Below are 15189 nucleotides of genomic sequence, written 5' to 3'. Positions count from 1 at the left end.
ATGTTTAAAATCTTTAAACGTTTAACGACAAAAGAGTTAATCATGATTGTCTTAGCGGTGATTTTTGTTTGCTTGAACGTCTATCTAAACTTGAAAATTCCAGACTATATGTCTGACATTACAACCCTCTTATCAACTAAGGGGACTAAGGCGTCGGATATTTTTGCTTGGAATACGGATGCCCCAGGAATGCGAATGCTTTTAATGTCCTTTGCAGGCTTTATGGCCTCTGTAGTGGTTGGTTTCTTAGCTGCCAGAACTGCGGCAAGTTTTACCACCCGTCTTCGTGATGATATCTTTCATCAGGTTCTAGATTTTTCGGATGCCGAGATTAAGAAATTCTCTATTCCTAGTCTTTTGACCCGCACGACAAACGATATTACACAATTACAGATGGTACTGACCATGGGGTTACAGGTTATTACACAGGGACCTATTATGGCAATCTGGGCTATTACGAAGATTGCTGATAAAAATGGGAACTGGCTTCTTGCCTTGCTTGTCGCTGTGGCAGTAATTGCCATTCTCATGCTCTTCCTCTTGATTATGGTTATGCCTAAGCAACGCTTGATTCAAACGCTGACCGATAAACTGAATAGCGTAACGCGTGAATCTCTTACAGGAATTCGTGTGGTGCGTGCCTATAACGCTGAAAGTTATCAAGAGGATAAATTTGAAAAGGCCAATACTGATTTGACTCGAAACAATCTCTTTATCGGTCGTTCTTTTGCCTTACTGACACCGGTGATGACTGCTGTATCAAGTGGTTTGACACTGGCTATTTATTGGATTGGTGCGCATTTGATTGAAGATGTTAAGATTCCAACAGATCCAACTAAGATTGCTGGTGCCATGGAAAATAAGGTCCATCTTTTTTCAGACATGGTGGTTTATTCATCTTATGCCATGCAAGTTGTTATGGGATTCATGATGATGATTGTTGTTTTCTTTCTTCTTCCACGTGCAGTTGTAGCAGCTGGTCGTATCAATGAAGTTCTAGATACCCAATCTTCAGTCTCTTATCCTGAAAATAGTTCTGAAAAGCCTAAAGAAGTGGGTACTGTCGAATTCGATGATGTCTCCTTCCGTTATTCTGAGACTTCAGAGCCTGTTTTGGAGCATGTTAGCTTCAAAGCTAAAAAAGGTGACACAGTGGCCTTTATTGGTTCGACTGGATCTGGTAAATCAACGCTTGTCAACCTTATCCCACGTTTTTATGATGCCACACAAGGAACTATCAAGGTTGACGGTGTCGATGTGCGACATTATGACCATGAAACCTTGCATAATATAGTCGGTTATATTCCACAGAAAGCTGTGCTTTTCTCAGGTGATATCATGTCAAATATGACGATGGGAACGAGCAATAACAGTCCTCTTGATGATGCTAAGATTTGGGAAGCTCTCGAATTGGCTCAAGGAAAAGATTTTGTTGAAAATAAAGAAGGTCAACTTAAAGCAGAGGTTGCCCAAGCCGGGTCTAACTTCTCGGGTGGACAGAAACAACGTTTGGCTATTGCGCGTGCCTTGGCACGTAAGCCTGAAATCTTGATTTTCGATGATTCCTTCTCAGCCTTGGACTATAAGACCGATCGTAAGTTACGTCAAGAATTGGCTGAAAAAACACAAGAGATGACCAAGTTGATTGTTGCCCAACGCATCTCTACTATTATGGATGCTGACCAAATCTTGGTTCTTGATCAAGGTAAGGTCGTTGGTCAAGGAACCCACAAGGAACTCTTGGCAAATAATGAGGTTTACCAAGAAATTGCCTATTCACAATTGTCTAAGGAGGAGTTAGAAAATGGAAAATAAGCCAAAAACATCATCCTATAAACGCTTAAAACCCTATATTAAAGGTTTCCAAATTCCGTTTGTCCTAGCGATTTTTGGAGCAATTATTTCAGCTGTCATTACAGTTATTGGACCAGATAAGCTTAAAGAAATTACCAATACTATTACTGAAGGTATCACACCTACAAAAATGGGGACGATTCCAGGCATTGATTTGGACAAGGTAGCAAGTATTGCTATGACCTTGGCTGTTTTATATGTTATTTCAGCCATTGTTGGTTACTTACAAAGTTTTACGGTTGCGACGGTTACACAACGCTTTTCACAACGTTTCCGTACAGCTATCCAAAAGAAAATCAACAGTGTCCCTCTTAATTATTTCGACAGTCATTCTCAAGGAGACACACTCTCTCGTGTGACTAATGACGTTGACCTTTTGGGACAATCGCTTAGTCAAGGTCTGGGTACTCTAATTACTTCAAGTATTCTCTTGGTAGTAGCCATTATTATGATGTTCTACTCAAATGTCACTATGGCTTTCACTGCGATTGGTTCTGTCTTGATTGGATTTGTTCTAGTAGCTTTTATCATGGGCTTCTCGCAACCACTTTTTAAACGCCAACAAGAAAATTTGGCTAACATTAATGGGTACATTGAAGAAATTTACACGGGTCAAGCAGTTGTAACGAGCTACAATGCATCTAAAGAAAGTAGTCAAGCTTTCAAGGGGCTTAATGATAAGCTCTATAAATCTATGTGGCAATCACAGTTTATCTCTGGTATTATGATGCCACTTATGATTTTCATTGGGAACTTTGGTTATGTCATGGTCTGTCTTGTGGGTGCTATCAAAGTTATTGATGGTAGCTTGACTATTGGTGATGTGGTAGCCTTCATGACCTATGTTCGTATCTTCTCACAACCTCTTTCTCAAATTGCACAAGGGATTACACAACTCCAATCAGCCACTGCAGCCATTGGTCGTATCTTTGAATTTTTGGAAGAAAAAGATATGGACGACGAGTCAGCTAAGACAGCTGAGCTGACAGATACTAAAGGTCAAGTAGTCTTTGACCATGTTTCCTTTGGTTATACTCCTGAAAAGACTATTATTCATGATTTTTCAGCTCTTGCCAAGCCAGGACAAAAGATTGCTATTGTTGGTCCGACGGGTGCTGGTAAGACGACTATTGTTAACCTGCTTATGAAGTTCTATAACATCGACCAAGGTCGTATCACCATTGACGGTGTGGATACGAACGACATGAAACGTGAAAGCGTTCATGATCAATTCTCTATGGTGCTTCAAGACACTTGGCTCTTTGAAGGTACTATTCGTGATAATTTAATTTACAACCAAGAGAATATTTCTGATGAGCAAGTTATTGCTGCAGCCAAAGCTGTCGGTGTTCACCACTTCATCACCACACTTCCAAAGGGTTATGATACCTATTTGGATGATTCTGTGACCTTATCAGTTGGTCAGAAACAGCTCTTGACCATTGCGCGTGCGCTTCTTAAGGATGCCCCTCTTCTTATCTTGGATGAAGCGACATCATCGGTTGACACCCGGACAGAAGAGTTGATTCAAAAAGCTATGGACAAGCTTATGGAAGGTCGTACTTCCTTTGTCATTGCCCATCGCTTATCAACCATTCGAAATGCCGACCTTATCCTTGTGATGAAAGATGGTAACATTATTGAACAGGGAAATCACGATGAGCTCATGGCAGCAGATGGTTTCTATGCTGATCTTTATAATAGTCAATTTACAGAAGAAGTTGCCTAAACTTTTCTTATAAAATTATAAGATTTTACAAAAAGCCATAGAACGTATGACTGTCAGTCATACGTTTTGTGTTATACTGAAAAGAACAGACGGATTAGGAGACCAAGATGCAATATCGCAAAGCAAGACAAGATGAAGTTTAAAAAGTGGCATAAGTGTGCGCAGATGCTTTTGAAGATTATCTCTGTCTTTCGATGAATGCTAGTAATTTAAAGAATCCTGAACAGTATAAGGAATTTGTCTTAGCCTTGCAGGAAATATTGGTGCGTTTGGCGATTAAACGAGACTCATGTTTGGTGGCTGAAAAGGACGGTCGCATTGTTGCGGCAGCTATTTTACAGCATCAGACGATTTCTATGCTTAATTATCTTCAAAATGGGGCGACTAAGCTTTTTCGTTTTATAAGCATCACTAAGTTGTTCAAGTATTTTAACTTTGTTGAAGAGTCCGAAAGACATCTGGAAGATTCTGCAGAGTACGACTGGTATCTGATGATGTTGGCAGTGACTCCGGAAGAATGGCTACAAGCAATGCGGTTATAAGGTTTTGACCTATGAAACACACAAACTAGGCAACTGGCCTTTTGTCAAATCACTTGATGAATAGCCTTGTGCTATTTAACTTAGATAAGCAAAATGAATCTGGCTTCGGCTGGATTTTTTTCTTAGCTTTAGAGTCCTTCTTGTCTGGCTCATTCCTTATTTTTAAGACTAACTATGCTATAATTAGGAAACGCTATTAGAGGAGGTTTATATGTCAACTCCAAGTATCTATGGGGAATATGCTCAGTATCTCCCCAAGATTTTACAAGAAATAACAGACCAAATTATTGCGACTAATATTGCGAGCAAAAAAGAAACAGGCTTTAAACTCTATGAACATTTCATTTCACGAATTAAAGAAAGCGATTCTATGCGTGAAAAGTGTCGTAGGAAAAATTTGCCTGAAACCAGCCAATCTGCTCTCAAGGAAATTCGTGACAGTATTGGGATTCGAATTGTTTGTGGCTTTGTCGATGATATTTACAAAACTATTGATGTTATCAAGGCTATCCCTGGCGTTTCTATCTATAACGAAAAAGATTACATTTTAAATGCTAAGCCCAATGGCTATCGTTCTTACCATCTCATTTTGGAAATAGAAACCGAGTTTCCAGATGTGCTAGGAAATGAGAGAGGGACCTATTTTGTTGAGGTTCAGCTTCGGACCATCGCTCAGGATTCCTGGGCCAGTTTGGAGCATCAGATGAAGTACAAGCATGACATCAAGAATCCAGAAATGATTACCCGTGAGCTTAAGCGCTGTGCGGATGAATTAGCTTCATGTGATTTGACCATGCAGACTATCCGTAACTTAATTCAAGAAGGAGGGGACTAGAATGGCTTTGAAAATTTTACTAGCTGAGGATGAAGAGGCTCTTTCCCGAGTTTACAAGGCAGCCCTAGAGCATCAAGGTTATGAGGTGGATCAAGCATTCAATGGGCAAGAGGCCGTAGACCTAGCTGCACAGAATGCTTATCAAGTAATGATTATGGATATTATGATGCCCATAAAAACAGGTATCGAGGCCTTGAAAGAGATTCGCTCATCTGGGGACAGGACGCATGTCATTATGTTGACAGCTATGGCTGAAATTGATGATCGTGTGACCGGGCTTGATGCTGGGGCAGACGATTACTTGACCAAGCCAATCTCCCTTAAGGAACTTTTGGCTCGTCTACGCTCATTAGAACGTCGTGTGAGTGAGAGCTTCACTTCCAAAATTTTGACTCTTGGTTCTGTTCGATTGGACCAAGAGGAGCAGGAGTTGGTAGCTGGAAACGCTATTCGACTTTCAAGCAGAGAGACCAAGTTAATGGCCCACTTCATGCTCAATCCTGCCAAGAAATTAACGACTGAGCACCTTTTTAAGACTATTTGGGAGGATGAGGAAGATGTGGACGAGTCAATTGTCTGGGTCTATATTTCCTATCTGCGTCAGAAATTACAAGCCATTCAAGCGGATATCAGCATTCTTGGTGAAAAAGGTGGCGACTTTTGCCTTCTCACCAATTAGAGAGGAGTAGCCCATGTTTAGACGTTTACGACTTCAGTTTATAACGATTACTTCTTTGGCTATCCTCTTTATCTTGATCTTTACGGTGGGAATCATCAACACTGTGAGGTCCTTTCAGACGGAGCAGGAAATTAGCAAGGTCCTCAACACACTCACAGAAAATAATGGAAGCTTCGGAAAAATCAAAAAAATTGAGACTAATCAAGGGCGCGAGATTCCATCAGATAGCTTTCGTTTTTTCAGTTTGACCTTGTCTGATGATAAGGTTGTTAGCCAGGATACCAGCCATACGTCCCTAATAAACGACGAGGAAGCGGCTAGATATGCTCTGACAGTTAGTCGCTTGACCAATAATCTTGGAACGATTAGAGAAAAAAATATCAATCTGAGTTATCAGGTTAGCAAAGTCAGCAAAGATAAAATCCTTGTAGTCTTTTTGGACACGTCTTCTTATTACAATTCTTCCCAAGCCTTGTTCAGTCTTTCTATTCTTTTATCACTGTTTGCTTTTATCTTTTTTGTCATCATTGTCAGTGCTTTGTCAGGAATTGTCATTCGCCCCTTCATTCGAAACTATGAAAAGCAACGGCGTTTTATCACTAATGCTGGTCATGAATTGAAAACCCCATTAGCTATTATTTCTGCTAATACGGAGTTACAGGAACTCATGACAGGGGAGAATGAATGGACTAAGTCAACTAATGACCAGGTGGCACGTTTGACCAATCTAGTCAATTCTCTTGTGGCTCTATCTCGTCTGGAAGAGCAGCCGGACATGGTTCTTCAAGATGTGGATTTTTCCTATATTACAGAGGATGCAGCCGAGGACTTTAAGGGACCTGTCGTCCGAGATGGCAAATCCTTCGTTATGGATATCGCCCCAGATATCCATGTAAAGGCTGAGGAGAAGTCTCTCTTTGAACTTGTAACTCTCCTTGTGGATAATGCTAACAAGTATTGTGATCCAGAAGGGACGGTTACTGTAAGACTTCGTCAGATTGGAAGAACGCGTAAAAGGGCTCGTTTAGAAGTGTCAAACACCTATAAAGAAGGTAAGGAAGTTGATTATAGTAAGTTTTTTGAGCGCTTTTATCGTATTGATGAGTCCCACAATAACAAAGAGCACAGTGGTTTTGGCATAGGTCTATCCATGGCGCAAAGCATGGTTAAATTATTTAAAGGGCGAATCTTTACCTCCTATAAAAATGACACCATCACCTTTACAGTTATCTTGTAAACATATTTTTTTAAAATATTTGACTAGGTGAAAATCCTAATTTATGATAAAATAGTAAGGATGAAGATTTAGTGTTCGCTTTGTCATAAAGAGACCATTTGTCAATCTGGAAAGAGATTTATCCTCTTCTTAATACGATGGTCATTTACGGATTAGGAATGATAAATCTGAGCCAAGAATAAAATCAGAAAAACAACATAGTTAATAGGGAGAAATCATGGTAGAACCAAAATACAAACGTGTCCTCATTAAACTTTCAGGTGAAGCTTTGGCTGGTGAGCGTGGTGTTGGGATTGATCTTCCAACCGTACAGACAATGGCTAAAGAAATAGCTGAAGTCGCAGAATCGGGTGTTCAAATTGCTTTGGTTATCGGTGGTGGTAACCTTTGGCGTGGCGAACCTGCAGCTGAAGCAGGAATGGATCGTGTTCAAGCGGACTATACGGGAATGCTTGGAACAGTTATGAATGCCCTTGTTATGGCTGACAGTTTGAAACAATTGGATGTCGATACACGTGTTCAAACAGCGATTGATATGAAATCTGTGGCAGAGCCTTATATTCGTGGTCGTGCCCTTCGTCACCTTGAAAAAGGGCGTATCGTTATCTTTGCAGCAGGTATTGGTTCACCATACTTTTCAACAGATACAACGGCAGCTCTTCGTGCCGCTGAAATCGAAGCCGATGCTATCCTTATGGCTAAAAATGGTGTTGATGGTGTCTACAACGATGACCCTCGTAAAAACGCTGATGCTGTCAAATTTGACGAATTGACACACGTAGAAGTTATCAAACGTGGTTTGAAAATTATGGATGCCACAGCTTCTACCCTTTCAATGGATAATGACATTGACCTTGTTGTCTTTAATATGAACGAACCAGGAAATATCAAACGTGTTATTTTTGGTGAACACATTGGGACAACTGTATCTAACAAAGCAGAATTACGTAAATAAGAAAGAGAGAACTCATGACAAACGCAATTATTGAAAAAGCAAAAGAACGTTTTGCCCACTCACACGAGTCATTGGCCCGTGAATTCGGAGCTATCCGTGCAGGCCGTGCCAATGCATCACTTCTTGACCGCATTACTGTGGAATACTATGGTGCTCCAACACCGCTTAACCAATTGGCTTCAATCACTGTTCCAGAAGCACGTGTTCTTTTGATTTCACCATTTGATAAAGGATCAATCGCTGATATAGAACGTGCCATTAATGAATCTGACCTTGGCATCAACCCAGCTAACGATGGCTCTGTAGTCCGCTTGGTTATCCCAGCACTTACAGAAGAAACTCGTAAAGAGTTAGCCAAAGAAGTGAAAAAAGTCGGTGAAAATGCTAAAATCGCTATCCGTAACATTCGTCGTGATGCTATGGATGAAGCTAAAAAGCAAGAAAAAGACAAAGAAATCACAGAAGATCAATTGAAAGCTTTGGAAAAAGATATCCAAAAAGCAACTGATGACGCTGTTAAGAAAATTGACAGCATGACAGCAGAGAAGGAAAAAGAACTCCTTACTGTTTAATCAATAGAAAAATAAGGAGAGTGGGACAGAAGCAAAAGAGCATGGACTATGTTAGCTTCCTTGTCCGACTCTCTTTTTAGAGGAAAAAAAATGAATATATTACTTGGAACAATCATTACTGCCCTAGTAACTGATGAAAACGACAAATTTTACTTTGTTCAAAAGGACGGTGTAACTTTTGCCTTGTCTAAAGAAGAAGGGAAACATGCCATTGGTGATATGGTGACAGGTTTCGCCTATACAGATAGCAAGCAGAAATCACGTCTAACACAAAAGGAAATCAAGGCCACTCGTGATTCCTATGATTGGGGAGAGGTTACTGAAGTCCGTAAGGATTTGGGTGTTTTTGTAGATGTAGGAATTCCAGATAAGGAAATCGTGGTTTCTCTTGATGTTTTACCTGAACTCAAAGAGCTTTGGCCTAAGAAAGGTGACAAACTCTATATCAAACTCGATGTTGATAAAAAGGATCGTATTTGGGGACTACCTGCTGAACCTGAGGTCTTTCAACGTATGGCTGGTCCTGCTTACGATAATATGCAAAATCAAAAATGGCCAGCCATTGCCTACCGTCTTAAATTGTCAGGAACCTTTGTCTATCTGACAGAGAATAACATGCTTGGCTTTATTCATCCATCAGAACGTTATGCTGAGCCGCGCTTGGGTCAAGTCCTTGAAGCACGCGTGATTGGTTTCAGAGAAGTTGATCGCACCCTTAATCTTTCTCTTAAACCACGTTCTTTTGAGATGCTTGAAAATGACGCTCAAATGATTTTGACCTACCTAGAAAGCAACGGTGGTTTTATGACTCTGAACGATAAATCATCACCAGCAGATATAAAGGCAACCTTTGGTATTTCAAAAGGGCAATTTAAAAAGGCCTTGGGTGGTTTGATGAAGGCTAAAAAAATCAAACAAGATCAGTTTGGAACAGAATTAATCGGTTAGGAGAAGGTATGAGAAAATCCTTTTATACTTGGCTGATGGCTCAACGTAATCCAAAATCAAATGAACCGGTAGCTATCTTAGCCGATCTGGCTTTTGAAGATTCAATCTTTCCTAAGCATACCGATGATTTTGAAGAAGTTAGTCGTTACTTGGAAGATCAGGCTAGTTTCTCTTTCAATCTAGGTCAATTTGACCAGATTTGGGAAGACTATCTAGCACATTGATAGGGATAGGGCTTTACCATAGGTGTAACTGTTTTTTTACAACTTTTTATAAAGCGGTTAGCATTTGAATTAGGATAAATTGTTACATTTTTTACAAATATCTCAGATGTTTTTCAATAAATTAGGCTTGTTACAACTAGTTAGTAATTCCTTTAAAGAGCAGTAAATCACAACTTTTTTGATGGAAAGTGTGATATTATTGTAGATGTTAAAATTGCTAAAAAAGGAATGAATTATACATGTTATCAAAATCTAAAACTACAAAGGCACTTCTTTACTCGACTGCAGCACTTTCACTTTTTGCTGCCAGCCACGTACATGCCGATGAAACTTCTAACTGGACAGCGCGTTCAGTAGATCAAATCAAGGCAGATATCTCTGTAAATGATAATCAACAAACGTACACTGTTCAATATGGTGATACTTTAGGTAGTATTGCTGAAGCGATGGGAATCGATGTGAATGTTTTGGCTAATATCAACGAAATCACAAACATTGACTTGATTTTCCCTGGAACAGTTTTGACAACAACATACAACGCAGATAATCAAGCAGTATCAGTTAAAGTTGAAACTCCAGCTTCAGAAACATCAACTACACCTGTAGTTGCAGAAGCTAACTTGACAACTAACGAAGTGACTGTAAATGGTCAATCTGTAGTTGCAGCGGACTTGACAGCTCCAGTTGAAACAGTAAACACAACAGCTACTCAAGCACCTGCTACAGAAGAGTCAACTCAAGCTGTTTCAGAAGTAACAGAAGCTATCGCATCAGCATCAGAAGCACCAGCATACGCAGAAACTGAGCAACCAGTTTCTGATGCTATTGATCATGTCACTGCGTCAGCAGAAGCTACACCTGAAGCAGCAACTACTCCAGCTGCTGAAACACCAGCACAGCCTGAAGTAAAAGAAGAAGCTCCAGCGGCAGAACCGGCAGCAACATCAGAAGCACCAGCGACTTCAGAAGCGCCAGCAGAACAGCCAGCGGCAGAACCAGCAACAACATCAGAAGCTGCTTCAGAAGCACCAGCAACTTCAGAGGCACCAGCAGCACAACCTGCATCAACAAATACACTTCCAACGGATCCAAATCTTCAACCACAAGCTGAAGCTTTCCGTCAAAAGGTAGCAGCACAATTTGGTCTTACTGATATCGGTGGTTACCGTGAAGGTGACCCACAAGACCATGGTAAAGGACTTGCCGTTGACGTTATGGTACCAGTTGGTTCAGAAGTTGGTAATCAGGTTGCACAATATGCTGTAGACAATATCGCAAATGCAGGTATCTCATATGTCATCTACAGACAACAATTCTATGCACCAGTAAACAATATCTACGGACCAGCTAATACTTGGAACCAAATGCCTGATCGTGGTAGCGTTACTGAAAACCACTATGACCACGTTCACGTATCATTCAATGCATAATTAAGAATTACAAAAAGTCACGCCTGGCGTGATTTTTTTGATATAATGGAGAAAAATACGAAAGAGAGAGGAACTCTATTTGCAAGAGTATTCTGTTGAAATTACCCTAAACCACCCAGATGACGTCTTGTCGCTTTTCGGGACCAATGAGCGCCATCTAAAACTTATCGAAGAAAACCTAAATGTTATTATCCATGCCCGAACAGAGCGTGTGCAAGTCCTTGGGGATGACGAAGAAAGTGTCGAATTGGCCCGCTTGACCATTCAAGCCCTCCTTGTTTTAGTGGAGCGTGGGATGCTAGTCAACACTTCAGATGTTGTCGCGGCCTTAACCATGGCTCAAGATGGTTCGATTGATAAGTTTGTTGCTTTATATGAAGAAGAGATTATCAAGGACAACAGTGGTAAGCCTATTCGAGTTAAGACCCTAGGGCAAAAGGTTTATGTTGATAGCATTAAAAGCCATGATGTGGTCTTTGGGATTGGTCCAGCTGGTACAGGTAAAACCTTCTTAGCGGTCACTCTTGCAGTCACAGCTCTTAAACGTGGCCAGGTGAAACGTATTGTTCTAACACGTCCGGCTGTTGAGGCAGGTGAAAGCCTTGGTTTTTTACCAGGAGATCTCAAGGAAAAGATAGACCCTTACCTTCGCCCTGTCTATGATGCCCTTTATCAAATTCTTGGCAAAGAGCAGACGACTCGTCTTATGGAACGTGAAATTATTGAAATTGCGCCACTCGCCTATATGCGTGGTCGAACCCTTGAAGATGCCTTTGTTATCCTTGACGAGGCGCAAAATACAACCATCATGCAGATGAAGATGTTCTTAACGCGTCTGGGCTTTAATTCTAAAATGATTGTTAATGGAGATATGAGCCAGATTGACCTTCCGCGTCGTGTTAAATCTGGTCTTGTCGATGCCATGGAGAAATTGAAGGAAATCAAGGCTATTGATTTTGTTCATTTCTCTGCTAATGATGTCGTACGTCACCCAGTTGTTGCGGATATCATTAATGCTTATGAAAAAGATGCACCTAAGTTTGATCTTGAGGAGAAATCAGAAGGATCAGACCAGGCTGAAGAAGAAGTAGCATCAGGATTGACCGAATACCCAGTCATTGGTGCTGAGGATGTTAAAAAGTAAATAGATGAAAAGAGCTTTGAGGGTAAGTGTTCTCTATCGATTTTTCTTTGCTATCCAAGTAACAGATCTTCTCTCTATTTTTGGTAAAATAGTACTATAGAGTAGGATAATATGGAGGAAAGAGGAATGACTAACGCAAAAAAATGGAATATTGCTCTTATTTCGGTTCTTGACCTTGTGGTGGTAGTCTTAATAGCCATTAGAGAGGGAAGATTTTGAAAGTATCAAGAGAACTATATTCCAGATGGCGCCTATCAGATGGTAAAAGACGAAGCTACTTAGGCATATTCAAATGAATTGGTAAATTTGACTGGGTGGGGAGAAAAGAATGACACCTTATATGAAAATTTTATAGTTGTTGAGAATATGAAATGTCAATTTTATTATCTTTCTTATAGGGATGGAGAACCTTTTGTTTGACTATTTGAGCACGACGAAAAGCTACCACAGACTTTTGACCCTCGTGCAAGGACTTTGAAACAGGATTTAACAGTCTCTGAATATAAAGCCTTAGTGATTTCTCATATTGCTAAGCTTTCTAAAAAGGGAGAGGAGTATTCAAGAGTAAAAGAAGTATCTGTCCGAAGGTGTGTGGATGGTTATAAAAAAATGTAGAAGCAAAAATGAGTTTATGAAAAGCGTTCTAATACTCTCGTTCTGACTGTGTATGCTAATGATGGACATATTGAGTCGCGTAGAATTTTTAAACGACTGACTTCAGAGGAATCTAAAGGGCTCAGAAGTGGTTATGAGTGAGATTATAAGCATGCCTTGGAGCATCATAAGGACTGGGATTAATATAGAAATTATCGTATCTGGCGCTGATAGGTAAACCGATCAAGCAGTTTTTTTCTATGGAGAATCATAGCCTAAAGATTTGTTAAAGAAACTTACAGTCTTTATGATAATTGTCAAATACTATTTGGCTATTTATTTTAGTACAATAGAACAGTAGACCAATAAAAAAGGATGTTATTATGAACCAGCAAGAGTGGATTGAGTACTTTGAATTAGTCAACGGTCGTAAACCAACTCCCGCAGAGTTATTTCAAGCTCAAGCAGCAGGCGAGTTTATCCTTGAACGACCTAACGTTTTTAGATCAAATGGACAAGTGACGGAGCAAAGACCGATTGAGCCAGCTGAACCTGTGATTGTTATGACACAACAGCCTCAGTTTGTCAACGCGGCAACAACTTTCCAACAAGTAGTCCCCCCTAAAAAAGGTATGTCTAAGAAAACTAAGATTATTTTGGCATCAGTCTTAGGATCCTTGGTAGCGATTTTACTTATCGTTGGTGGCTACTCACTATGGCGTTACCAATCAGGTAAGATTGCGGATGGAACATACGAGGTAGTAGCCTATTCTTATCGTGATGATGATAAAGACAAGATGGTTGATGGCATAGATGAATACAAGGACGAAGATTTGGATTTGCAGTCTTTTGTAGTTGTAAAGAATAATCAATCTAGAACCTACAATTTAGTAGAGGGTGACAATAAATCATATGTTAGTTTGATGGACTATGAGATAGATGTTCCTCAGATATTTGATCCGTGGAATAAAACACAAAGTCAAGTTTTAAATGCGGATCAAGTCGAAGATGTCACAAAAGACTTCATGAAAAAGATGAGAAAAGACTATTCGTTCTATACCAAAGAGGTAGCTGACAAAGTCGTTAAAAAAACAACAAGAGAATATAAAGATACCTTGAGGGAAAAACGTACTTATGTCAAACATGGTGATGAATACACTCTGACTACTTATGATAAAAAAGGGAAGCTTGAGTCACGTATTACCTTTAAACGTCTAAGTAAATCTGATACAGACAAACGTTGGGATGATTATGACGATGCTGTCAAAGATTATAAGAAAGAGCTGAAGTCTTATAGTGATCAATACGATGACTTCAAGGACTATTATGATTATGGTTACGGCTATAGTGACGACTATGGTAGCGATTCAAAATCAAGCTCTAGTGGTAGCAGTAGCAGTAAAAAGAGCGTTGATAGAATTTAACATTCATAAGTCTAATAAAGCAGTATCAGGCCTAAAGTCAGGTACTGTTTTTCTTTTTATGAAAATGGTCAAATAGATTTTTGGCATTTTTCTGCTAAAATAGGAGTATCAATGAAAAAAGGGACTTTTATGAACGAAACAGAGTGGTTAGATTATTTCAAAACAATCAATAATTGCAAACTAACCGAAGAAGAAATTCAACAATCCAAAGCGAACGGCGAATTTATAGCCTCAGAGCCTGTGGCAGAGAGTAGTCAGCCACAAGTTTAGGTGAGTGAGCCAGTAACTGAATAAGTGACACCAATTGTGGCATCTAAAAAAGGCTTATCTAAGAAAGTTATAATCATTATTGCTTCTGTTATTGGAGCAGTTGTAATAATTTCACTTTCTTTTGGTGGTTATGCCGATGTCCACCTACAGGTAGGTGAAATCTCAGAAGAAAGTTATCGATATTATGATAAGGACAAGAAAAAGATGATTGATGGTATGGAATCCTATGAGAAAAGTAAGCTAAAAGACGGTGATTTTGTTAAAGTTAAAGGCAATCAGTTGAAATTTTATGAATATACCTTGGCTGGTGCGGTTAACTTGGATTATGATACTGAAAAAGCTTTCCGTTTTGGTAACTGGTCTAGAACGCTCGAACCAACAATATCTTTGGTTGATTATACAAAAGTCGTTGAGAAAGCTGTAGATAATCGTTATAAAGTGGACGAATATACCACTAAATCTGATATCTACGATAGTAAAAAAGTCTATATTAAGACTTATAAGGAATTTCTTAAAGAGATGGTTCACTATAAGGTTAATGCCGATAAAATCAATGTCCTTACCTATGATAAAAAAGGCAAACTTTCGGAAGAAAAAGTCTTTAAACGTTTAACAAAAGAAGAGAAAAAACTGGATTACGACTATGAGTGCGATGTTAGGGACGATAAAAAACTCTTTCATTCCTAGGTGAATATTAAGGCTTTTTGTCAACTGTAGTGGGCGAAAAGCTAACATCTAGAGAGGACCTGATA

15 protein-coding genes are annotated in these 15189 nt (G+C 39.6%); all 15 read left to right on the top strand.

All coding sequences use genetic code 11. The features are described from left to right. Positions 1-1815, top strand: a complete 1815-nt coding sequence (locus RDY04_RS08000) for an ABC transporter ATP-binding protein (protein WP_303950185.1) — start codon at positions 1-3, stop codon at positions 1813-1815. After that, positions 1805-3583 (top strand): ABC transporter ATP-binding protein, encoded by a 1779-nt coding sequence (locus RDY04_RS07995; protein ID WP_303950183.1) that lies wholly within the window; start codon positions 1805-1807, stop codon positions 3581-3583. The genes RDY04_RS08000 and RDY04_RS07995 overlap by 11 nt, the downstream gene beginning before the upstream one ends. Positions 3584-3738: 155 nt before the next feature. Continuing rightward, positions 3739-4125: a GNAT family acetyltransferase gene (locus RDY04_RS07990; RefSeq protein WP_303950180.1), complete on the top strand. Its 387-nt coding sequence runs from the start codon at positions 3739-3741 to the stop codon at positions 4123-4125. A gap of 211 nt (positions 4126-4336) precedes the next feature. After that, positions 4337-4960, top strand: a complete 624-nt coding sequence (locus RDY04_RS07985; protein ID WP_303950178.1) for a GTP pyrophosphokinase family protein — start codon at positions 4337-4339, stop codon at positions 4958-4960. Position 4961: 1 nt separating this feature from the next. Continuing rightward, the gene (locus RDY04_RS07980) at positions 4962-5639 is read left to right on the top strand and encodes a response regulator transcription factor (RefSeq protein ID WP_303950175.1); all 678 of its coding nucleotides are present in this window, start codon (positions 4962-4964) and stop codon (positions 5637-5639) included. A gap of 13 nt (positions 5640-5652) precedes the next feature. Further along, positions 5653-6876: a HAMP domain-containing sensor histidine kinase gene (locus RDY04_RS07975; RefSeq protein WP_303950173.1), complete on the top strand. Its 1224-nt coding sequence runs from the start codon at positions 5653-5655 to the stop codon at positions 6874-6876. Positions 6877-7093: 217 nt separating this feature from the next. Continuing rightward, positions 7094-7831: a UMP kinase gene (pyrH, locus tag RDY04_RS07970; RefSeq protein WP_303950171.1), complete on the top strand. Its 738-nt coding sequence runs from the start codon at positions 7094-7096 to the stop codon at positions 7829-7831. Between the two features lie 14 nt (positions 7832-7845). Further along, positions 7846-8403, top strand: coding sequence for a ribosome recycling factor (gene frr / locus RDY04_RS07965; RefSeq protein ID WP_003095421.1), 558 nt, complete (start codon positions 7846-7848; stop codon positions 8401-8403). A gap of 90 nt (positions 8404-8493) precedes the next feature. Further along, positions 8494-9351, top strand: a complete 858-nt coding sequence (cvfB, locus tag RDY04_RS07960) for an RNA-binding virulence regulatory protein CvfB (RefSeq protein ID WP_303950168.1) — start codon at positions 8494-8496, stop codon at positions 9349-9351. Between the two features lie 8 nt (positions 9352-9359). Beyond that, positions 9360-9575 carry a YozE family protein gene (locus RDY04_RS07955; protein ID WP_303950167.1) on the top strand — a complete coding sequence of 72 codons (216 nt, stop codon included), beginning with the start codon at positions 9360-9362 and terminating at the stop codon, positions 9573-9575. Between the two features lie 239 nt (positions 9576-9814). Beyond that, the gene (locus tag RDY04_RS07950; protein ID WP_303950165.1) at positions 9815-11005 is read left to right on the top strand and encodes a LysM domain-containing protein; all 1191 of its coding nucleotides are present in this window, start codon (positions 9815-9817) and stop codon (positions 11003-11005) included. Positions 11006-11084: 79 nt separating this feature from the next. Then, positions 11085-12149 carry a PhoH family protein gene (locus RDY04_RS07945; RefSeq protein ID WP_303950162.1) on the top strand — a complete coding sequence of 355 codons (1065 nt, stop codon included), beginning with the start codon at positions 11085-11087 and terminating at the stop codon, positions 12147-12149. 977 nt (positions 12150-13126) lie between these two features. After that, complete coding sequence (locus RDY04_RS07940; RefSeq protein ID WP_303950160.1) at positions 13127-14167, top strand: hypothetical protein; 1041 nt, start codon at positions 13127-13129, stop codon at positions 14165-14167. A gap of 111 nt (positions 14168-14278) precedes the next feature. Continuing rightward, on the top strand, positions 14279-14437 hold the full coding sequence (locus RDY04_RS07935; RefSeq protein ID WP_303950159.1) for a hypothetical protein: 159 nt from the start codon (positions 14279-14281) through the stop codon (positions 14435-14437). A 24-nt stretch (positions 14438-14461) separates the two neighbouring features. Next, a complete protein-coding gene (locus tag RDY04_RS07930) occupies positions 14462-15124 on the top strand; it encodes a hypothetical protein (RefSeq protein ID WP_303950156.1) in 663 nt (220 codons plus the stop codon). Positions 15125-15189 lie beyond the last annotated feature (65 nt).

This window comes from uncultured Streptococcus sp., from assembly GCF_902463925.1.
Lineage (GTDB): Bacteria > Bacillota > Bacilli > Lactobacillales > Streptococcaceae > Streptococcus.
Note: the sequence above shows the minus strand (reverse complement) of the source record. Positions and strands in the feature narration are given on the sequence as shown.